The following is an 18,485-nucleotide window of genomic DNA, read 5'->3' as shown; positions in this document are numbered from 1 at the left end:
CACCTCCATTAAGTGAATGATTTGTTTCTCTGAATTCAATACAGTTGATTTTAAAAATTAAATATATTCATCTCAGATTATTACGAGTATATTCTTTTTAAAATGATAAGTCAAATTATTGCTACGGTATTCTGAAAGCAGGAACGAGTCATTATTAGATAGCAAATAACGATGGGTTAATAGGTCACCACATTGATTTCGCCTTTGTCATATTCTGCAATGAAGATATCTGATACATCGTCAAATCCTTCTTTTTTGAGTTCATCCATTAACCATTCTTCAGTTTTACCAATAGTCTCTAAAATTTCAATCTGAACAACACCATCGGTAACGATAGGATACTTAGGATTTTCATCACCCATTCTCACGATGATTAATTGGCCATTTTGCTCGATGACAGCTCTTTTGACTTCTTTCAATTGAAAGACTCCTTGAGAACGTAATTTAAGAGCGACATCTGATGCTGAAAGTCCTTTTGAGCGACAAGCTTCTGGATCTAATTGTCCATTTTTGATGATGAGGGTTGGCTTTCCATCAATCAAGTGCTTGATGTAGGAAACATTGGTGCTAAGCCATTTTAATAGCAGGATAAGAATCGTCCAAATAATTAGAATAACAGCATATTGAAGGATTGTTATCGAACTATTGTAGATGACCCCGCCAATAATTCCACCAAGAATGAAGTTTTGTACCTGGTCTGTTGCCGAATTTGGCGCAAGATTTCCTTTTCCTGTTACATTAATAACAAAAACTAAGGAAACAAGTCCCAAAGCTAACTTAATAGCAATTGTGATAAAAAAGCTCATTATTTTTCAACCTCCACAAGTTCAACGTCTGACTTATATAATTCAATTTTTTCTAACAGATAGTTATCTTGTTCTGTTCCGCCAATGGCGCGGTAGAATTGTTTCCCAACCTTAATAATTGCCCCGTCAGTCATAGCCGAAGTATTGACATAAACTTCTTCTTTTTCAACTCCTAGTTCTTTTGAGACAATTTCAATAAAGTATAAGGAACTACGAAATTGATTATCATTTGATTGATTGTTTTGGAAATTACTAATGGTAATCAAAACAAAGGCAACTAAAGTTAAAATAGAAATAATGGATAATTCACGAAACTTGGTTCCTTGTTTGTTTTTATAAGCTTTAAAGGCGAAAAATCCAGTCACAAAAACCAACAAGGTTGATATAAGAATCATGGTCCAATTCTGTTGGCTTATCTGACTCAGTACATAGTCGTATGAATAGAATTTCATAAACATCACTCCTAATTTTGAATTCAAACTATTATAAAACAATTTGTTGCTTCTATCAATATATTTATTTGAAAAAGTAACTTGCTTCATCAAGGGATTGTATTACTTTTCGAAATTCATCTTCTGTCCAAAAATCAACATGATTTTTATGATTGAAATATTGGTGTTTTGAATTGTTAATTGTTACGATGTCATAATACCCTCACTCTATCACAAAAATTTTTAAATAAATAATAATCTAGTGGTATAATAAGAGAAATAATTTATTTGATGTTGCTGGGGGTATTTATGGCTTTTTTAAATTACAATAAAGATGAAAAGTTAGAATTTAATTATAAGAGAGCATGTGGACTATGGTTAATTGTAGTAGCGGTGATTATTTCAGTAGCTGCCTTAACAGGAGGAAAACAAATAATAAATATGCCAGTGTTTAGTATTGGGTATGTTATTAGTTTTTTCTCAATCAATATGAATAAAAAAGTATTGAATAGATTATCCAACGGTTCTTCAAATAAATTTCAAAATAAAGTATCTTTATATGCTATTTTTTTACTATTTATTTTAATGTTTTTACTAGGTGGTCCTTTTTTTGCGACTGAAAATTGGAGATTAATTTGGTTGGGTGCATTAATGGCAACCGCACTACATTTTTTTCCCTATTATTTTGTACATGGAAAATCAATGATATTTTTAGGTCTTATTTGTGTCATTAATATCTCTGTAGGATATATTTTTACGGATATTCCATTAGAGGTGATCGCATATATTGACTCAGCAATTAAGTTTGTATTTGGAATATATTTACTATTTTTTTCAAAGCCATCAAAACAGAGGTAAGGCATAGTTCGTAGTGTACTGTTGCAAAATTATTTGAGATATATGAAGAATTAGCAAAATAATAGGGGTGCTATTTTGGGAAAATATCAGAAAATATGGATGTAGATAATGATGGGAGGTGCTTTACATTGATAAGGTTAGAGCTACTTTCTGAAGAAAATAGTATAGATGTCTATTCTTTTGAAAAAGAAAATCGGGAGTATTTTGAACGAAATTTACCTCCTAGACCAGGTAACTATTTTGATCCAGAAGGCTTTAAAGAAATTACAAGGGAATTGTTAACGGAACAAACGAATCGGGATGTCTACATGCATCTTATTAGAGATTCGCAAGGTGCTATGGTTGGAAGAATCAATTTAAGTGTCTTAGAGAATGATCAAAAAACAGCGGAACTTGGATATAGGATTGGAGAAAATTACACTAATTTAGGCTATGCAAGCGAAGCGGTTAAACTTGTTTTAGACAAGGCATTTCATACTTATGGTTTAAATAAGATCGTTGCGGGAACGGCAACGGATAATCTAGCCTCTAAGAGAGTACTTTTAAAAAATGGTTTTACATTTAGTAAGATTATAGAAAATGACTTACAAATTCATAATGAGTGGGTTCATACAGCAGTATTTGAGATAACGAGACCATAATATCATCATTTCCAGTTTACTGACAGAACCAACGGAGTTATCGATCTATACAGACATTCAAGAATTTTCTCTTGGGTGTCTTTTTTAGTTATTTAACTCCCCATAAAATTCTTCTATTACTTTCATAGAAAATATATATTAGCCAGGTTGGGAGAATCATAGTAGAATAGCTATCAAAATAGAAAAAGGAGTTTGGGGATGAAAATTTTTTCTTTATGGTCAAAGGTTTCTTTAGGGTTGCAACTCTTGATTGCTTTGGTTTTGGGTGTTCTTGTTGCTCTTGTATGGCCGCAATTTTCGGCTTTCTATCAATTTTTGGGACAAGCTTTTATCAGTCTGATTAATATGGTGATTATTCCGCTGGTATTTCCGGTTGTGGTCGTAGCAGTGGCTGGTGTGATTGGTAAGAAATCTTTTGGGAAGCTCTTGACAAAGAGTTTGCTCTATTTCTTTGGGGTCACGACAGTGATTACCTTGATCTTTGTCTTTGCCTCTTATTATCTAGGCTTTGGTCAAGGTGTCAATATCGGTCAGACTGGAGGAAATATTGATGGGATTGCTAAAAGTATCCAGTTAAATGAGTTCTTTCTCAGTTTCATTCCGGCTAATATTGTTAAGTCGCTTTCTGAGGGAGCTTTGCTTCCAATCATCGTCTTTGCGATATTCTTGGGTTATGGTCTTGGAAGTCTTAAGGAAGACAAGTCACAGAAGTTTATTGATTTATTGCAAATTTGGATTGAAGCCATTTACAAAATTGTCGGTGTGATTATCAAGCTATCACCAATTGGGATTTTCGGTTTTATTGCCAAAGATGTAGCTACAACAGGAGTTGACAAGTTGGTTGGTTTGGGTCAATTTGTAGCAGGAACTTATCTGGCCTATGTGGTTCTAGCTTTAGTGATTTTTCCTTTGATTGCATTGGTTTTCGGAGTTCCTTATCTGACAAGCATTCGTCAGAACTGGAGCCTCTTGACTTTGGCTTTTGTCTCTGGTAGCTCCAGTGTTGTTTTGCCACCCCTGTTAAAAGATTTAAAGAAGCAGGGTCACGACGAACATGTCATCGACCTGGTTGTGCCTTTGGGGTATACTTTTAATCTTGAGGGAGCGGCTGTTTATTTCTCGGTAGCTACTATCTTTATAGCTCATGCTTATGGAATTGCATTTTCTATTTCTGGTCTCTTCTTTACCATCTTACTTTTAACCTTGGTTGGGAAGACTGCAGCAACAGTGCCTTCTGGAGCGATTGTTGTCTTGCTGGCTGCAGCACCTCAATTGGGATTGCCAGTGGAAGGAGTTGCCTTGATTTTTGCTGTTGATTTCTTTGTTAATGCTGGTCGTACTGCCCTCAATGTTCTAGGCCAGGCTTTGGCTGTGAGTGTGATTGAAAAAACAGAAGGTCACGTAGTGGAAGAATCAAAAAGTAGCGAACTGGCTGTTCGGTATTCTTAAAGGAGAGAAGACTTATGAGTCAAGCAAAAGTATACGTTATTCATGAAAATTTGGAGTGGACGCAGCACTTGGTTAAGTGGCTAGAGGAGAAAAATGTTCCCTATGAGCTGTGGGATTTGTCAAGTGGGATCTTAGATCTGCAGAGTCCGCCCCCAACAGGAATTTTCTATAATCGGATGTCAGCCTCTTCTCATACTCGGGGACACCGCTACGCACCAGAATTTACAGAGCAAGTTCTAGCTTGGCTGGAAGCTCACGGCCGTAAGGTCATCAATGGTAGCGGAGCTATTAATCTAGAAATCAGTAAAATTAAGCAATATTTGAAACTTTCTGAAGCTGGGATTGCTTCTCCAGAGACAGTAGCTGTTTTGGGGCAGGAGAATATTCTGGAAGCAGCTAGAAAACTCAATATTTATCCTCTGATTACCAAGCATAATCGCGCTGGGAAAGGTTTGGGTGTGCAACTCTTTAACAGTGAGGCAGAATTAGAAGCTTATGTAGACAGTCCTGCTTTTGAGCCTTCTGTGGATGGGATTACCCTACTTCAGGCTTATATCAAGCCAGCGGATGGTCGTATTCGTCGTTCGGAGTTTATTAACCAGAAGTTTCTTTATACAGTGTCGATTGATTCATCAGATGGTTTTCAGCTTTGTCCGGCAGATGGGTGTCAAATTGGACAAAGACCTGCTCAGTTGGAAACATCGGATAAGTTTCAGATCACAGATCCGCTACCTGCTAGTCAAAGACAGGCTTACGAGACATTTCTAGCTCAGGCTGGTATTGATGTGGCGGCTATTGAGTGGGTAGAGTCGGAGGCGGGTCAGATCTATGTCTATGATGTGAACACCAATACCAACTATAATCCGACAGCAGAAGAAAAAGCAGGAATTTTTGCTCATCAGCATTTGGCAGAATATCTAAAGAACGAGCTGGTAGCATCCTATTCAGAATAAATTTAAAACAAACAAAAGCTTTCCGTTTTGGAGGCTTTTTGTTTTTTCTTCATTTCTAAAATATGACATCTGTCATTTTGTTTTTGTGACAAACGTTAGATGAAGCGTTTACAAAGATTTGTTATATTTAGATTATTGAGATTGCTACTTTTTTATAAAGGAGTTAGGTGCTAAACAAGGTGTTCATTTTGAACAAGAAAAGGTGAAAGGAGTGCGTTATGTAGCAGTAATTTGGTTGTGAGGAGTCTGACTTTATTTTTAGAATATTGAGGTGCGTCATGAAAAATCATCAGGAAAAAGTGTGTAAAAATTGGTTTATGAGAAAAAGCGGTAAGCGTTGGGTTTTTGGGTGTGCCCTGCTGGCTTTTGGAGCTTTCTTATTAGATGGCGGTGGAGTGGTTTATGCAGATGAAGGTAAGGCTAATCCAGCCCCTGCTCAGGTCTTGCAGGCTGATTCATCAGCTGTCTCGGAGCCTGAAAGCGGGCAAACAGCTGTTCCTACAAGTAATGCCGATAAGACAGAAAACTCTGTAGCTGGAGAGACTGCTGCGACGGAAGCGAGTGGTCAGGATGCAGCAGTAGAGTCAGCCAATCAAAAGGCTGATAAGGAAAATCAAGCCACAGCAAATGCTAAAGAGACCAAACAGGAAGAAGACGAACAGCCAGCGGCGAAGGGAGTTGCTTCGGAAAAAATCCCTGCCGTAGAGACTGTAGATAAGCAGTCAGGTTTCAATACTAATTTGGCAGAAGCCAAGGGAGACAAAAATGGAGTTTGGGAAGTCCGGGAACAAGGTCTTTATAGTGATGCCAAAGGCAAAGGTGATAGTTTCCTTTACTCTCAAAGTCAGGGCAAGAATTTTGTTTACTCAACGGATGTAACTTTCCTCAGTAAGGAAGGGGCGGCAGCCCTCATTTTCCGCAGTAATAATAATCCGGATGACAAGAGCAGCTATGCAGTTAATATTGATGGTGGCAGCAACAATGTGAAGTTTTGGCGTTGGCAAGGCGGGCGTGATTATCAGTTTATCAATGAAAAACATATTGAGCCAACGGATGACAATAAATATCGGCTCAAGGTCGTTTCTATCGGCTCTTGGGTATCCTACTATGTCAATGATATTCTAGTGGCCAGCTCAGGAGATTACACGCTTCAGAGAGATGATAAGGGGCAGAATACTTATCTGTCAGAAGGTTATTTTGGCTTACTAAACTGGAACAGTGAGCTGCTTTTTCAAAATACCTTTTATAAAGAAATCACTCCTCAGTCTAATCCCGAGTTGGAGGATATAAGGGTGACTTCTTCGGTTGGGAAAGTGGAACAGAAAGGTCAGTTTACTGCTCCTATTACCATCCAGTATGTCAAACATGATGCTGAGACTGTAGACTTGACTGTCGTAGCGAAAAATCCTGCTGCCAAGGTAAGCGTGACTGATGCTGCAGGTAGGGTTTATAGTGATTTGAAGAATATCCCGCTGGCAGTGGGGGCAAACTATCTGACTGTAACCAGCACTGTGACCGATGCGGATGGGCAGGAGGTCAGCCTGACTTACCGGCTCAATGTCCATCGTCGGCAGGCAGATGAGGTATACTATAATGAGCTTTATCGCGGTCAGTATCACTATTCGGTCAAGGACGGTTGGGCCAATGATCCCAACGGGCTGGTTTATTACAAGGGAGTCTATCATTTCTTCTATCAGTTTTATGACGATACCAAGTGGGGACCTATGCACTGGGGCCATGCGACCAGCAAGGATTTGATTCATTGGGAAGAACAGCCGATTGCCTTTTATCCGGATGCTAATGGGGCTATGTTCTCAGGATCAATAGTAGCAGATACCACCAATTCCTCTGGTTTGTTTGACAATGGCCAGGGCGGTTTAGTCGCACTGATTACTGCCGACGGAAATGGTCAGCGCATCAAGTTAGCCTACAGTAAGGATGAGGGCCGGACTTGGACGAAGCTTGATCAAATTGCAGCTGACTGGACGGACGATCCGCTGCAGTCTCAAGATTTTCGTGACCCCAAGGTCTTCCGTTGGGAGGGTAAATGGTTTATGGTCGTTGCAGGCGGACCGCTGAGAATTTATTCGTCTGATAATCTGCGTAATTGGAAGGTGGAATCAACTTATGCGGATCTCCATACGGAGTGCCCAGATCTCTATCCTCTACTGGCAGATGATGGTAGCCTAAAATGGGTCCTGTCTCGTGGCGGGCGCTCCTATAAGGTCGGTGATTTTAGACAGATGGAGGGCAAGTGGACTTTCGTCCCAGATGCTGAGTTTGTTCAGGCTGATCAGGTCATGAACTTTGGTAAAGATTCTTATGCGGCCATGACTTACTACGTTCAGGACTTTGGTAGTAAGGCTAATCCAACCCTACCCGACATTATCGCGTCTAACTGGATGAATACCTGGGAAGATTACTGTAATCTGGTAGCCGATACCGTCGGTCAGAAGTTCAACGGGACCTTCAATCTTAACCTCAAACTAGGCCTTATCAAGCAAGACGGAAGCTATCGGCTGACTCAGACGCCAATAGCAGCCTATCAGTCTCTGCGTCAGGGAGACAAGGCTGTGTTGTATAAAGACGTAGAAGTTAGTGAGAAGAATGGGCTATTGAAAAATTTTTCCGGTGATCAGTATGAAATTGTCTCTACTTTCCGTCCGAGTGAAACGACCAAGAAAGTCGGTTTTAACCTGCGGATTGGAGATGGAGAAGTGACTAGAGTTACCTATGATTTAGAAAAGGAAACTCTCTCTATTGACCGCAGCCAGTCCGGCATTCTTCTCAGTAATAAATTTGCTCAGGTGGATAGTCAGTCTGTCAAGCGCAATGCGGATGGTAGCATAGATCTGCATCTCTATGTGGATCGCTCCAGCCTAGAAGTCTTTGCCAAAGGATATACTGTGGCGGGTGCCAATCAGATATTCCCTGCACCAAATAGTCTTGCCGCTAGTGTGTTTGTAGAAGGTGGTGCAGCTAAGGCTGACATTGCTCTTTATCCGCTGAAGGGAGTCTGGAAAGACAAGCAGGCAGTGACCAAACCACTGGAACTAGTGCAGGCTTCTCCTGTGACAAATAATATTTATGTCGGCGATACTTTGGATTTGAAAGCATATATCATGCCAGCAAGTGTCTCTCAAGCGGTCAGCTGGAGTGTGGATCAGCCAGACCTGGTCTCTGTCACGAAAGATGGCAACAAGCTACGAGTGACTGCTCTGCAAAGGGGTGTGGTCAAGGTAACGGCAACCTCTAAGGAAAATCCAAGCCTTTCCAAGGTCTTCACCATCAATATTAGCCGTAATGACTTTAAGACCAATGTTCCAGATCTAAAAGCTGTTTCCGGTAAGTGGTATGTCGACGGTGAAAGTCTCTATAATCAGAATACCAGCGCCAATGATTATTATATGGGAGGTCAGAAGATTCCTTTCCCTGAGTATAACTTGGATGTGGAGCTCAAGTATCAAAAAGGCTTGATTAATATTTTCTATGCGTCTGAAAATGTTGACCCTCGCAATGCCTATTCTATTCAATTTGGCGATAATGATAAGATTAGACTTTACCGCTTTATGGGGGAGACGATTGCAGAAAATAGCATGAATAGCAAGCATCTTAATGACGGCCAGTTCCACCATGTTAAGCTAGTGAAAACTAAAAATGGTGTCAGTGTATCTGTGGACGGTGTAGAATACCTGAACCACCAATTTGATGCGGTTGAGCCTTATTATAATGATGCCTACGTCGGTCTGGGACTCTGGGATGGGGATTTGGAAGCTCGCAATTTCTTTGTGACCAATCTTCATGCCCCAGCAGTTAATAAGGCTTCTCTGCAGAAAGTGGTAGACAGTACGGCTAGTCTAGATCCAAGCCTCTACACAGATGAGACAGTTCAGGCTTACCAGTCAGCCTTGGCTCGAGCCCAGTCTCTCTTGGCAGATGAAAAAGCGGAGCAGGCAGATTTAGATAGAGCAGAACAGGATCTGAAGACAGCTCTTGCTGCTCTGGCTGTGAAACCAAGTCATCAGGTCACTCCGGAAGAAGGGATAAAGGACCTAGTGGAAGAAAAGCCGTTCTTAGAAATCGTAATGGAAGAGATTGCATATCAGACCCGAGAACAGGAAAATCCAGAACTGGAACAAGGGCAGCGGCGAATACTTGTAGCCGGCCAAAAGGGTCAAAAGCGAGTCTTTGTAGAAGTCTTGAACGGTCAGAGAACTGTCCTCGGTCAGGAAGTGCTTTCTCTAGCAGTTGACGAACTAGTAGAAGTTGGCAGCAAGGTGGTGGCTGAAAGTGCTAAACAGCCTTTGACAAGGACCCAGCCTCAAGCTCTCAATCAAGGTGAGGAAGAGAAAGTTATTCCGTCGCCAAGATTGCAGCCAGCTCCCGACTCAGCCCTGCCTAAGACTGGCACTCAAGAAGACAAGTTTCTGCCTCTGGCTGGTTTAGCTTTTCTGGGAATGGGTCTTCTAGCTGGAAGAAAGAAACAAGAAGACTAAGGTGCTAAGCAATGGTTATTTGCACATAAAAAGGATGGGTGTTTTCCCGTCCTTTTTTGATATAATTACGGTTTATGAAATGATTAGTTTTTGGCTAAGCATGCTGCAGTATCTGGCAAGAATTCCGATACATCCATCGGCTTGCATTTTAATTCTCTATCTTAACTTGCATCCGGATGAACATATCGCGGTGCTGCTCCTGGAGTTGTGGCTGTTCATGAATGACCTCGCAGATATAATCGCCCACAGGAGTATATCCAGCTTGGGTCAGAGCTTGGTGAAAATGTGGCAGAGCTTTAAGTTCATCTGCAAAGGAAGAGCAGTAAGCAACAGCATAATTTCCTGCCGGTAGCAACATTCGATTTAAGTGAGGGAGTTCATTGGGAGTATGATGGAAGAGACAGAGTTGCTTTGAAATCCATCTTTCTTTTTGGAAATCTTCTTGTTTCATAATGGAGCCAACACGGCTGAAATGAGCGAAAAAAGGACTGTAACGCAGGATTTCTTGCTTGAAGCAGCGGAGAGCAAGTTCGTATTCTTCACTTTTCATTTGATAAATATTTTGAGCAATTTCAAAAATAAGCAGCTGCCGTTCAGGAAAAGTTTGGATTTCCAGTTCTTGCTCGCTCTGTTTTTCGCCATAGATACGGGCACCAGACCGAAAGATTTCGATTTCTTGGATTTGTTTTTCTAAATTCTCTTTTTCCTCTAGAAGGCGCTGATAGCGCTCTTCGATAAGCTGGTGCAGTTGAAAATGGTCTTTGTCAGATAGGATTTCTTTGATGTCTTCTAGAGAAAAATTCAGTTGACGCAGGTACTGAATGGAGTCAACCAGAGAAGATTGATTGATGTGGTAGTAGCGATAGTTGGTTTCTGGATCGACTTTATAGGGTTTTAAAAGACCGATTTGGTCATAGAATCGTAGAGTTTGGATGGAAATTTGATTTATTTGGGAAAATTCTCCGATACGCAAAATTTTTTTCATTTTTTAAAACCCTCTATTGACTCTCTAGTTACTAGAGATATTATACTATAATTGTGAAAATAATAACAATTAATGGAGGGTTTGCCATGAGAAATACAAAAATTCGTGCTGTCCAGTATGGCTGCGGCAAGATGTCTAAAGTGATTTTCAAGTACCTGCTGGATCACGGTGTAGAAATTGTCGGAGCTATTGATAACAATCCTGCTGTAGTAGGACAGGATGTTGGTGATTTTGCAGAGCTAGGCTATAAGACTGGTGTCATGATTTCTGATAATGCTGAACGTGTCTTTGAAGAGTGTGACGCAGACATTGCCATTGTCACCATTGCTTCCTATATGCCGGAAATGTATGATTTTTTTGAAACAGCCATCAAGCATGGAGTTAATATCATCACGACCTGTGAGGAAGCGATCTATCCTTGGACGACGTCGCCATCCGAAACAAACCGCTTGGACAAGCTGGCTAAAAAATATGGTGTCACTGTAATGGGTTCAGGCATGCAGGATATTTACTGGATTAATATGCCTTGCTTGGCTATGTCTGGCCTTAATCACATTCAAAAGGTGAAAGGGATTGTCAGCTATAATGTGGAAGATTATGGTCTGGCTTTGGCAGAAGTGCATGGTGCTGGTTACGATTCAGAGCGATTTGAAAAGGAAATTGCCAGTGCTGAGAGTCTGCCGTCCTATATGTGGAATGCTGCTGAAGCTATTTGCTCTAAGATGAACTGGACCATTCAGGATATTTCACAAAAGAGTGTTCCTTACATTTTGGACGAAGATGTTTATTCTGAAACGCTGGGACGTACAGTTCCGGCGGGGCAAGTAACGGGTATGTCAGCTGTGACAACCATTCATACCCATCAGGGAATTGAGTTAGAAGTAGAGTGTATTGGCAAGGTCTATCGTGAAAATGACGGAGATATGTGTGATTGGGAAATTACTGGTGAGCCAAATCTAGTCTTCTCAGTCAGCAAGCCTGATACTGTAGCCTTGACCTGTGCCACTATCGTCAATCGAATCCCTTCTGTGTTAGATGCACCGGCAGGTTATGTGACTTCAGAGTTGGCGCGTGACTTGGCCTATCCGACCTATCCACTTCATACCTATGTGGAAAAATAACAAAGCTTATAACTAAAAATACACCTCCCGCATCAATTGGGAGGTGTGTTTTTAAGTATTAGTCTTCCTTTTTCTTCAAAAGGAAGAGTCCAGCAGAGCAAGCGATTAAAATACTTGCTAGCTTGAAGCCTTCAGTCATTTCCTGTGTTCCAGTTTTTGGAAGAGAGTCTCTGCTATAGGTCAAAGGAATCTCTTGAACAGGCTCAACTTTAGTTGCGGGTTTAAAATCAAGTCTTGTTTGATTTGGAGCTTGATAAGTCTTGCTTGGAGCCTGGTAAGTAGGAGGTGTTAATGGCTGAGGTTTAGGAATTGGATTTGGAGTTGGACTTGGCAAAATATAATCTGTCAAGTTTGCCAACTGACTACCAAAAACAGCATTCGAGATCCAACGGTAGAAGTGAATTGTATGCAAGCGGTTGGTAGGATTTCCAGCATATACAAATAATGGATTTTCGTTGTATTTCCCAGAGATAGCTACAATTTTGTTAGCCAGTTTTTCGTTGCCTGGCCACCATCCAGCTATATAGTAATCACTGCCAGCGATTGTTGCCAAAGTTTTGAAGTTGGCTGGAGCCTTGGCAATCCAGTTTCCTGAGTTAGAATAGAAGAGGTCGTTCTTATTATAGCCACTAGTCAGTGGGTCTTGATCATCTATAATTGCTTTCATGAGGCCTTCAAAATCACTGCCACCAGAGAATTTTTCAGCGTCAAATCCGTCGATAAGCCCCAATTTTTCGAGTCTTTGCATAGCAGAACCACCAACGACGATGGTTGGCTTGAGACCGACCAGGGATTTGTCAAAATTATTGCTTTCTAAAACAACAACATCAGCTTCCTCTGGGGTATCGACAAGATCAAAGCCTAGATTTTTTAGTGCTAGAGCTGTATGTGTAGGCGAATCAACACCTGCCCAATAAAATTGATGAGGAGGTGAATAGACTTTCAGGGCTTTCAGGCTTGGGCCGTTAGGAACCTTATAGAGTGCATCCCCGTAGATGGCATAATCTCCCAGCAAGTTTTCGAATGTCGGTGTATCAACGATATATCCATCGTCTGTTAGATAGACTTTCTTTCCTTGGCGAATGGCTTGGTTAACTGCTTTTACGGCACTGTCAGATGTATTTGCAATCACATAGTAAGGAGCTGAGTGGTTAATTTCGCTTGTACGAGTAGCACGAAGAGCTGTTACGTCTCCTAATTTTCCGTCAAAGAGTTTATCTTTGAAGACTGCTTCCGCTTTAAAGCCACGCATGTCTGGGAAATTCACTAAAAGTTCGGCATACATAGCTGACCAAGCGGATTCATTAGAACCTTTATAAAGGATATGGTTGGCATAGCCTCGTTTAGCTTGGGCCATATCAACAACCAGGTCCCCTTTCTTATAGTTGCCTACATCTTCCTTCAATTCTTTAAGAGTGACACCATTTCTCTTGAAGTATTCAATCATATTGAAGGCTTGTTGGGAGTCGTTGTTTTTATCAAGTCCCATTGGAATGACATAATAGTCAGGGAAGAATTTCTTTTGACCATTCTTGATCCGTCCAACGACCTTACCATCAGGTCCTACTAATTCATTCTCTGCTTTAGGATCTTCTATCTTATTGATACCTCTGAGATAGAAGTTGAGGCGCATTTCCATTAATTTATCAGGGTTTTGAGATAAGTAAGAAATACCGCCCAATACTGCGTGGTATCCAGCTTTATAGGACTCTTGATTTCCTTCAGGTATTTCGATTGTATGTCCTAAGATACCATGGTACATAGCGTAAACTCCAGTATAGCCTGAGAAGGAATCGTCCCAGCCATCACCCCAGTCTAGTTTAGGGATAATATAGCTGTCATACTTAGAGTTAGCAACGCCGGCACGTCCCATGTGGTGGGCGTTTTCCAGCATATTTTCTGACAAGAGGTCATATTCGAAGTTGGGATCATGAGGTGGTGTTGCTGGTTCGATCAAGAATTCTTTAATGAATCCATGGATGTCATAAAGAGCAATAGGATTCCATTTATTGATGAGACCAGCGACAGTTCGAGTTTCAGGGTTGGCCTGATAACTTGTGTCCCGGTTTGGGTCAATTCCATTAGCGAGTGCACGAGTATTGGCAACATCTCCGTCCGGATTTTCTGTGAAGTCAAATAAGAAAATAAATTTCTTGAGGAGTTCCTTGACACTAAGAGTAACATTTTTGGCAAGGCCATTGGCATCAGTTGTCTGGAAAGAAATGGTATCTTTAGTGGCAAAAGTATTGAAAAGTCCGGTGATGATGTCGATGGCGGGCTGTTCATCAGCATGGGTATTGTTGATCAGGACTGGGAGCTTATAATCCAGTGTACCGTTCTTTAAGGCAGCCAGCATTTCGGCAGGTTTTGTGAGGGCTTTTGGATTGGTTGTATTGAGGTAGTCATCGATGCTCTTTTGATCGGAGCTAATGATGCCCAGTTTGACATCTCGTCCTTGCGCGCTCTTGCCAATCGTTTCGATTTGGACCAAACGATCATCTTTAGCTTCTTGCCGACTTTTTTCGATAGAGGCCAGCATTTCGTCGTGGGTATGGAAGTCTTCATATGGTCTTAGGACAATGTTTTTGCGAATAGTAAGTCCTAAATCTTCACTGACCCCGACTAATTCATGATTTCCCATAAAATTGCGGTAGGTTCTGCGAATATTGTTGGGTGTTCGTAAACTCAGATCTTGGCCAAATAGTTCGTTAAATTTCAGAGATAGCTTGAGGTCGTTTCCTTCGGCTTTTTCTTCTATGGTAACAAAAGGATCTCCGGAGAAGGTACCGTCTTCCATTTTCCATGTTTTCCACTCGCTAATTGGCTTATTATCAAGTGTCCAGTTAATTTTGTTGGCTTTGGCACCTTGTTCTTGAACGGTTTCCTCAATGCTTGCTTTTTCAGACATATAAACCTTACTGTCCGCAAGCTGAACTTTTGAGTCTTCGCTACTTGCTGCACGTGTTTCAGACTTATCAGGTGCAGTAGTGTTTTCAGAGCTAGTTTCCTTTTTGTTTTCTGCTCCTGTGGCTGGGCTAGTAGCCGTTTCGCTTGTAGTCTTATCCGATTCGGCTACAGGCTGAGTTTCCTTATTAGCAGTATCTGCCTGAGGTTGATCAGAATGATCTTCTGTTTTCTCGGCACTGACCGGAGTAGGATTTTCGACAAGACTACTTACAGGACTTGCTTCTTGTGGCGCTTCAGTCGGATTTAGCGTATCGGCAGCTACGTTTCCTTGGGCTAGAACAGCTAGAAGGGTTGCGGCTGACAGGCTAAGAACCTGAGTATATAAGCGTTTCTTATAGGTGTCTTTCATAAGAGACCTCCTTTGTAATGTGTTCTTTAATCTTACTATATCAATTTTTGTAATCGTTTTCAAGAAAAAGCATAGATAAAAAATATGCTTTCAATAGACAAATCTGAGAATCTTGTCTTGCAATTCCATCTATGAGCCTTGTCGAACAAGAAATGACGGGCTTATTTTATATGGATGAATTATGGATTCCTGCCTAAAATAGAAGAGTGAGAAGAAAGCATGTATAAGCTCGTCTGAGGAATTTCTACAATTCCATGCAAAATCACATCTTTTATGCTACAATAATACAAACAAAAAATGGATTGGAGTCGACAATGAAAGCAATTATTACGGTTGTTGGGAAAGATAGATCAGGGATTGTTGCGGGAGTCTCAACTAAGATTGCAGAGTTGGGATTGAATATAGATGATATTTCACAGACAGTTTTGGATGAATTTTTTACGATGATGGCTGTTGTTTCAAGTGAAGAAAAACAAGATTTTGCAGCTCTTCGTAGTGAATTTGAAAGCTTTGGTCAGACTCTTAACGTCAAAATCAATATTCAAAGTGCAGCTATTTTTGATGCCATGTACAATATCTAAGGAGTGAAGGATGGATATTAGACAAGTTACAGAAACCATTGCCATGATTGAGGAGCAGAATTTCGACATTCGGACTATCACCATGGGTATTTCACTCTTGGACTGCATCGATACAGACATTGATCTGGCTGCTGAGAAGATTTACCAAAAAATCACGACCAAGGCTAAAAATTTGGTGGCAGTTGGGGACGAAATTGCTGCAGAGCTCGGGATTCCTATCGTCAACAAGCGGGTCTCAGTGACTCCGATTTCTCTGATCGGAGCGGCTACGGATGCTACAGATTATATTCCTTTGGCTAAGGCTCTGGATCGAGCGGCTAAGGAAATCGGAGTAGACTTTATCGGTGGTTTCTCTGCCTTGGTCCAAAAGGGCTATCAAAAAGGCGATGAAATTCTCATTAATTCTATTCCACGAGCTTTAGCGGAGACGGACAAGGTCTGTTCTTCTGTCAATATCGGTTCAACAAAAACTGGTATTAATATGACGGCAGTTGCAGATATGGGACGGATTATTAAGGAAACAGCCCAACTGTCTGACATGGGTGCAGCTAAATTGGTCGTCTTTGCCAATGCGGTAGAGGACAATCCTTTCATGGCGGGTGCCTTTCATGGTGTCGGTGAAGCAGATGTGGTCATCAACGTCGGTGTTTCAGGACCTGGTGTTGTCAAGCGGGCTTTGGAAAAGGTTCGTGGTGAGAGCTTTGATGTGGTGGCTGAAACAGTCAAGAAAACGGCCTTCAAGATTACGCGTATCGGTCAGTTGGTTGGTCAGATGGCTAGCGAGCGTCTGGGCGTTAAGTTTGGGATTGTTGACTTGAGTTTGGCTCCAACGCCAGCAGTCGGAGACTCAGTGGCCCGTGTTTTGGAAGAAATGGGCTTAGAAACAGTAGGTACCCATGGCACAACAGCAGCGCTTGCCCTGCTCAATGACCAAGTCAAAAAAGGTGGTGTTATGGCCTGCAATCAGGTTGGCGGACTATCTGGTGCTTTCATCCCTGTGTCAGAAGACGAGGGCATGATTGCGGCTGTACAAAATGGCTCGCTCAATCTAGAAAAGTTAGAAGCTATGACAGCCATCTGCTCAGTAGGTTTGGATATGATTGCCATCCCTGAGGCGACACCGGCTGAAACTATCGCAGCCATGATTGCCGATGAAGCAGCGATTGGTGTCATCAATCAGAAGACAACAGCTGTGCGGATTATTCCAAAAGGCAAGGAAGGCGATATGATCGAATTTGGCGGGCTCTTGGGAACAGCTCCGGTTATGAAGGTCAACCAAGCTTCGTCAGCTGCCTTTATTGCGCGTGGTGGACAGATTCCAGCGCCCATTCACAGTTTTAAAAATTAATAAGAAAATCAGGTCTGTGCAGACAGGCCTTTTCGATTGAACAAGGAGAAGAGATGACAAAAACGAGATTATTTATCATTCGGCATGGGAAGACAATGTTTAATACCATTGGTAGAGCTCAAGGTTGGTCCGATACTCCTCTGACAGCTGAAGGGGAACGTGGTATTCGAGCGTTGGGGATTGGATTAAGAAAATCAGGCCTTTCTTTTGTAAAAGCTTACTCAAGTGACTCGGGTCGAACCATTCAGACTATGGGGATTGTGTTGGAGGAACTTGGCTTAACTGGGCAAATCCCTTATACCTTTGATAAAAGAATCCGAGAGTGGTGTTTTGGCAGTTTTGATGGTGCTTATGGTGGAGAACTTTTCCACGGTGTCATTCCTCGTGTTTTGAAGACAGATAACTACAAGGAACTTAGCCTACCGGACTTAGCGAATGGCTTGGTTGAAGTAGATACTGCAGGTTGGGCGGAACCATGGGATAAACTCAGTGGTCGAATTTTAGAAGGTTTTGAAGCTATTGCAAAAGATGTTGAGGCTTCAGGTGGTGGTAACGCTTTGGTAGTCAGTCATAGTATGACAATCGGTACACTTGCTTATTTAATTGACGAAGAGATTAAGAAAAATCCTGGTGTTGAAAATGGAAGTGTGACGGTTGTCGAATGTGCTAATGGAAAGCTATCCATTGAAAGTTTGGGAGATGTGTCCTATCGTCAAACTGGTGCAGAGGTTTTAAATAGTCGCTGACAGGAATGGTCTTGATTTTTTCCTAAAAGTGGTATAATAAAGGAAGAATAAGGGAGGCAAGTAAATGTCAAAAACAAGATTGTATATCGTCCGTCACGGTAAAACCATGTTTAATACAATTGGTCGAGCTCAAGGTTGGTCGGATACCCCTCTGACAGATGAAGGTGAACGAGGAATTCGAGAGCTAGGATTGGGACTAAAAGATGCTGGTATAGACTTTAAGCGGGCTTATTCAAGCGATAGTGGTCGGACTATTCAAACTATGGGAATCATTTTAGAAGAGCTGGGTTTGAGAGATAAGATCCCTTACCGTACAGACAAACGCATTCGTGAATGGTGCTTTGGTAGCTTTGATGGGGCCTATGACGGTGAACTCTTTATGGGTGTTATGCCCCGTGTCTTTCATGTCGAACATGTTCATCAACTTAGCTATCCGGAATTAGCAGAAGGATTGGTAGAAGTGGACACAGCGGGCTGGGCAGAATCTTGGCCTAAACTCAGTGGCCGTATTTTAGATGGTTTTGAGAGTATTGCTAAAGAAGTTGAGGCGCTAGGAGGAGGAAATGCTCTGATTGTCAGTCATGGTATGACGATTGGAACCTTCGCTTGGTTGATTGACCACGCAACGCCTCGAGGTTTAGGCCTGAACAACGGCAGTGTAACTGTAGTAGACTACGAAGATGGTAAGTTTACGATTGACCGGATTGGTGATATGTCTTATCGTGAAGTGGGCGCCAAAGTAATGGAGTAATAA

The 18,485-nt window shown here is 41.6% G+C and carries 14 protein-coding genes; 10 read left to right on the top strand and 4 right to left on the bottom strand.

Annotated features, from left to right (window positions below; all coding sequences use genetic code 11):
• Positions 1-176: 176 nt before the first annotated feature.
• Together PCY06_RS01070 and PCY06_RS01065 are read right to left on the bottom strand one after the other, a co-directional pair.
• Positions 177-809 (bottom strand): DUF421 domain-containing protein, encoded by a 633-nt coding sequence (locus PCY06_RS01070; protein WP_105165080.1) that lies wholly within the window; start codon positions 807-809, stop codon positions 177-179.
• Positions 806-1,258 (bottom strand): DUF3290 family protein, encoded by a 453-nt coding sequence (locus tag PCY06_RS01065; protein ID WP_082307200.1) that lies wholly within the window; start codon positions 1,256-1,258, stop codon positions 806-808. Before PCY06_RS01065 ends, PCY06_RS01070 begins: the two co-directional genes overlap by 4 nt.
• Before the next feature lie 288 nt (positions 1,259-1,546).
• On the opposite strand from PCY06_RS01065, the gene PCY06_RS01060 reads away from it, so the two are divergent.
• The 5 genes from PCY06_RS01060 (at position 1,547) to PCY06_RS01040 (ending at position 9,634) form a co-directional block, all read left to right on the top strand.
• The gene (locus tag PCY06_RS01060; protein WP_048775562.1) at positions 1,547-2,095 is read left to right on the top strand and encodes a DUF6609 family protein; all 549 of its coding nucleotides are present in this window, start codon (positions 1,547-1,549) and stop codon (positions 2,093-2,095) included.
• Between the two features lie 128 nt (positions 2,096-2,223).
• Complete coding sequence (locus PCY06_RS01055; RefSeq protein ID WP_061601551.1) at positions 2,224-2,736, top strand: GNAT family N-acetyltransferase; 513 nt, start codon at positions 2,224-2,226, stop codon at positions 2,734-2,736.
• Positions 2,737-2,934: 198 nt separating this feature from the next.
• Positions 2,935-4,185, top strand: a complete 1,251-nt coding sequence (locus PCY06_RS01050) for a dicarboxylate/amino acid:cation symporter (RefSeq protein ID WP_061601550.1) — start codon at positions 2,935-2,937, stop codon at positions 4,183-4,185.
• Positions 4,186-4,199: 14 nt separating this feature from the next.
• Positions 4,200-5,138 carry a RimK family alpha-L-glutamate ligase gene (locus PCY06_RS01045; RefSeq protein WP_061601549.1) on the top strand — a complete coding sequence of 313 codons (939 nt, stop codon included), beginning with the start codon at positions 4,200-4,202 and terminating at the stop codon, positions 5,136-5,138.
• Positions 5,139-5,416: 278 nt separating this feature from the next.
• Positions 5,417-9,634 carry a GH32 C-terminal domain-containing protein gene (locus PCY06_RS01040; protein WP_082307199.1) on the top strand — a complete coding sequence of 1,406 codons (4,218 nt, stop codon included), beginning with the start codon at positions 5,417-5,419 and terminating at the stop codon, positions 9,632-9,634.
• A gap of 148 nt (positions 9,635-9,782) precedes the next feature.
• Here PCY06_RS01040 and PCY06_RS01035 read toward each other — a convergent pair whose 3' ends face one another.
• Complete coding sequence (locus PCY06_RS01035) at positions 9,783-10,619, bottom strand: helix-turn-helix domain-containing protein (RefSeq protein ID WP_060970577.1); 837 nt, start codon at positions 10,617-10,619, stop codon at positions 9,783-9,785.
• A gap of 86 nt (positions 10,620-10,705) precedes the next feature.
• On the opposite strand from PCY06_RS01035, the gene PCY06_RS01030 reads away from it, so the two are divergent.
• The gene (locus tag PCY06_RS01030; protein WP_082307198.1) at positions 10,706-11,740 is read left to right on the top strand and encodes a Gfo/Idh/MocA family oxidoreductase; all 1,035 of its coding nucleotides are present in this window, start codon (positions 10,706-10,708) and stop codon (positions 11,738-11,740) included.
• A gap of 58 nt (positions 11,741-11,798) precedes the next feature.
• Here the strand turns inward: PCY06_RS01030 and PCY06_RS01025 are convergent, their stop codons facing one another.
• Positions 11,799-15,056, bottom strand: a complete 3,258-nt coding sequence (locus PCY06_RS01025) for an LPXTG-anchored zinc carboxypeptidase (RefSeq protein ID WP_082307197.1) — start codon at positions 15,054-15,056, stop codon at positions 11,799-11,801.
• Between the two features lie 314 nt (positions 15,057-15,370).
• On the opposite strand from PCY06_RS01025, the gene PCY06_RS01020 reads away from it, so the two are divergent.
• The 4 genes from PCY06_RS01020 (at position 15,371) to PCY06_RS01005 (ending at position 18,482) form a co-directional block, all read left to right on the top strand.
• Positions 15,371-15,637 carry an ACT domain-containing protein gene (locus tag PCY06_RS01020; protein WP_011999901.1) on the top strand — a complete coding sequence of 89 codons (267 nt, stop codon included), beginning with the start codon at positions 15,371-15,373 and terminating at the stop codon, positions 15,635-15,637.
• Between the two features lie 10 nt (positions 15,638-15,647).
• Positions 15,648-16,985 carry a PFL family protein gene (locus PCY06_RS01015; protein WP_053794142.1) on the top strand — a complete coding sequence of 446 codons (1,338 nt, stop codon included), beginning with the start codon at positions 15,648-15,650 and terminating at the stop codon, positions 16,983-16,985.
• Between the two features lie 53 nt (positions 16,986-17,038).
• Complete coding sequence (locus PCY06_RS01010) at positions 17,039-17,731, top strand: histidine phosphatase family protein (RefSeq protein ID WP_082307196.1); 693 nt, start codon at positions 17,039-17,041, stop codon at positions 17,729-17,731.
• A gap of 64 nt (positions 17,732-17,795) precedes the next feature.
• On the top strand, positions 17,796-18,482 hold the full coding sequence (locus PCY06_RS01005; protein WP_082307195.1) for a histidine phosphatase family protein: 687 nt from the start codon (positions 17,796-17,798) through the stop codon (positions 18,480-18,482).
• Positions 18,483-18,485 lie beyond the last annotated feature (3 nt).

Source organism: Streptococcus sp. SG1 (assembly GCF_030439935.1).
Classification (GTDB): domain Bacteria; phylum Bacillota; class Bacilli; order Lactobacillales; family Streptococcaceae; genus Streptococcus; species Streptococcus gordonii.
This window is presented reverse-complemented; position numbering and strand designations above follow the sequence as displayed.

Coding starts and splice junctions, on each gene's coding strand:
- PCY06_RS01030 (WP_082307198.1), top strand. CDS start 10,706: ATGAGAAATACAAAAATTCGTGCTGTCCAGTATGGCTGCGGCAAGATG.
- PCY06_RS01035 (WP_060970577.1), bottom strand. CDS start 10,619: ATGAAAAAAATTTTGCGTATCGGAGAATTTTCCCAAATAAATCAAATT.
- PCY06_RS01015 (WP_053794142.1), top strand. CDS start 15,648: ATGGATATTAGACAAGTTACAGAAACCATTGCCATGATTGAGGAGCAG.
- PCY06_RS01050 (WP_061601550.1), top strand. CDS start 2,935: ATGAAAATTTTTTCTTTATGGTCAAAGGTTTCTTTAGGGTTGCAACTC.
- PCY06_RS01025 (WP_082307197.1), bottom strand. CDS start 15,056: ATGAAAGACACCTATAAGAAACGCTTATATACTCAGGTTCTTAGCCTG.
- PCY06_RS01045 (WP_061601549.1), top strand. CDS start 4,200: ATGAGTCAAGCAAAAGTATACGTTATTCATGAAAATTTGGAGTGGACG.
- PCY06_RS01060 (WP_048775562.1), top strand. CDS start 1,547: ATGGCTTTTTTAAATTACAATAAAGATGAAAAGTTAGAATTTAATTAT.
- PCY06_RS01010 (WP_082307196.1), top strand. CDS start 17,039: ATGACAAAAACGAGATTATTTATCATTCGGCATGGGAAGACAATGTTT.
- PCY06_RS01040 (WP_082307199.1), top strand. CDS start 5,417: ATGAAAAATCATCAGGAAAAAGTGTGTAAAAATTGGTTTATGAGAAAA.
- PCY06_RS01020 (WP_011999901.1), top strand. CDS start 15,371: ATGAAAGCAATTATTACGGTTGTTGGGAAAGATAGATCAGGGATTGTT.
- PCY06_RS01065 (WP_082307200.1), bottom strand. CDS start 1,258: ATGAAATTCTATTCATACGACTATGTACTGAGTCAGATAAGCCAACAG.
- PCY06_RS01005 (WP_082307195.1), top strand. CDS start 17,796: ATGTCAAAAACAAGATTGTATATCGTCCGTCACGGTAAAACCATGTTT.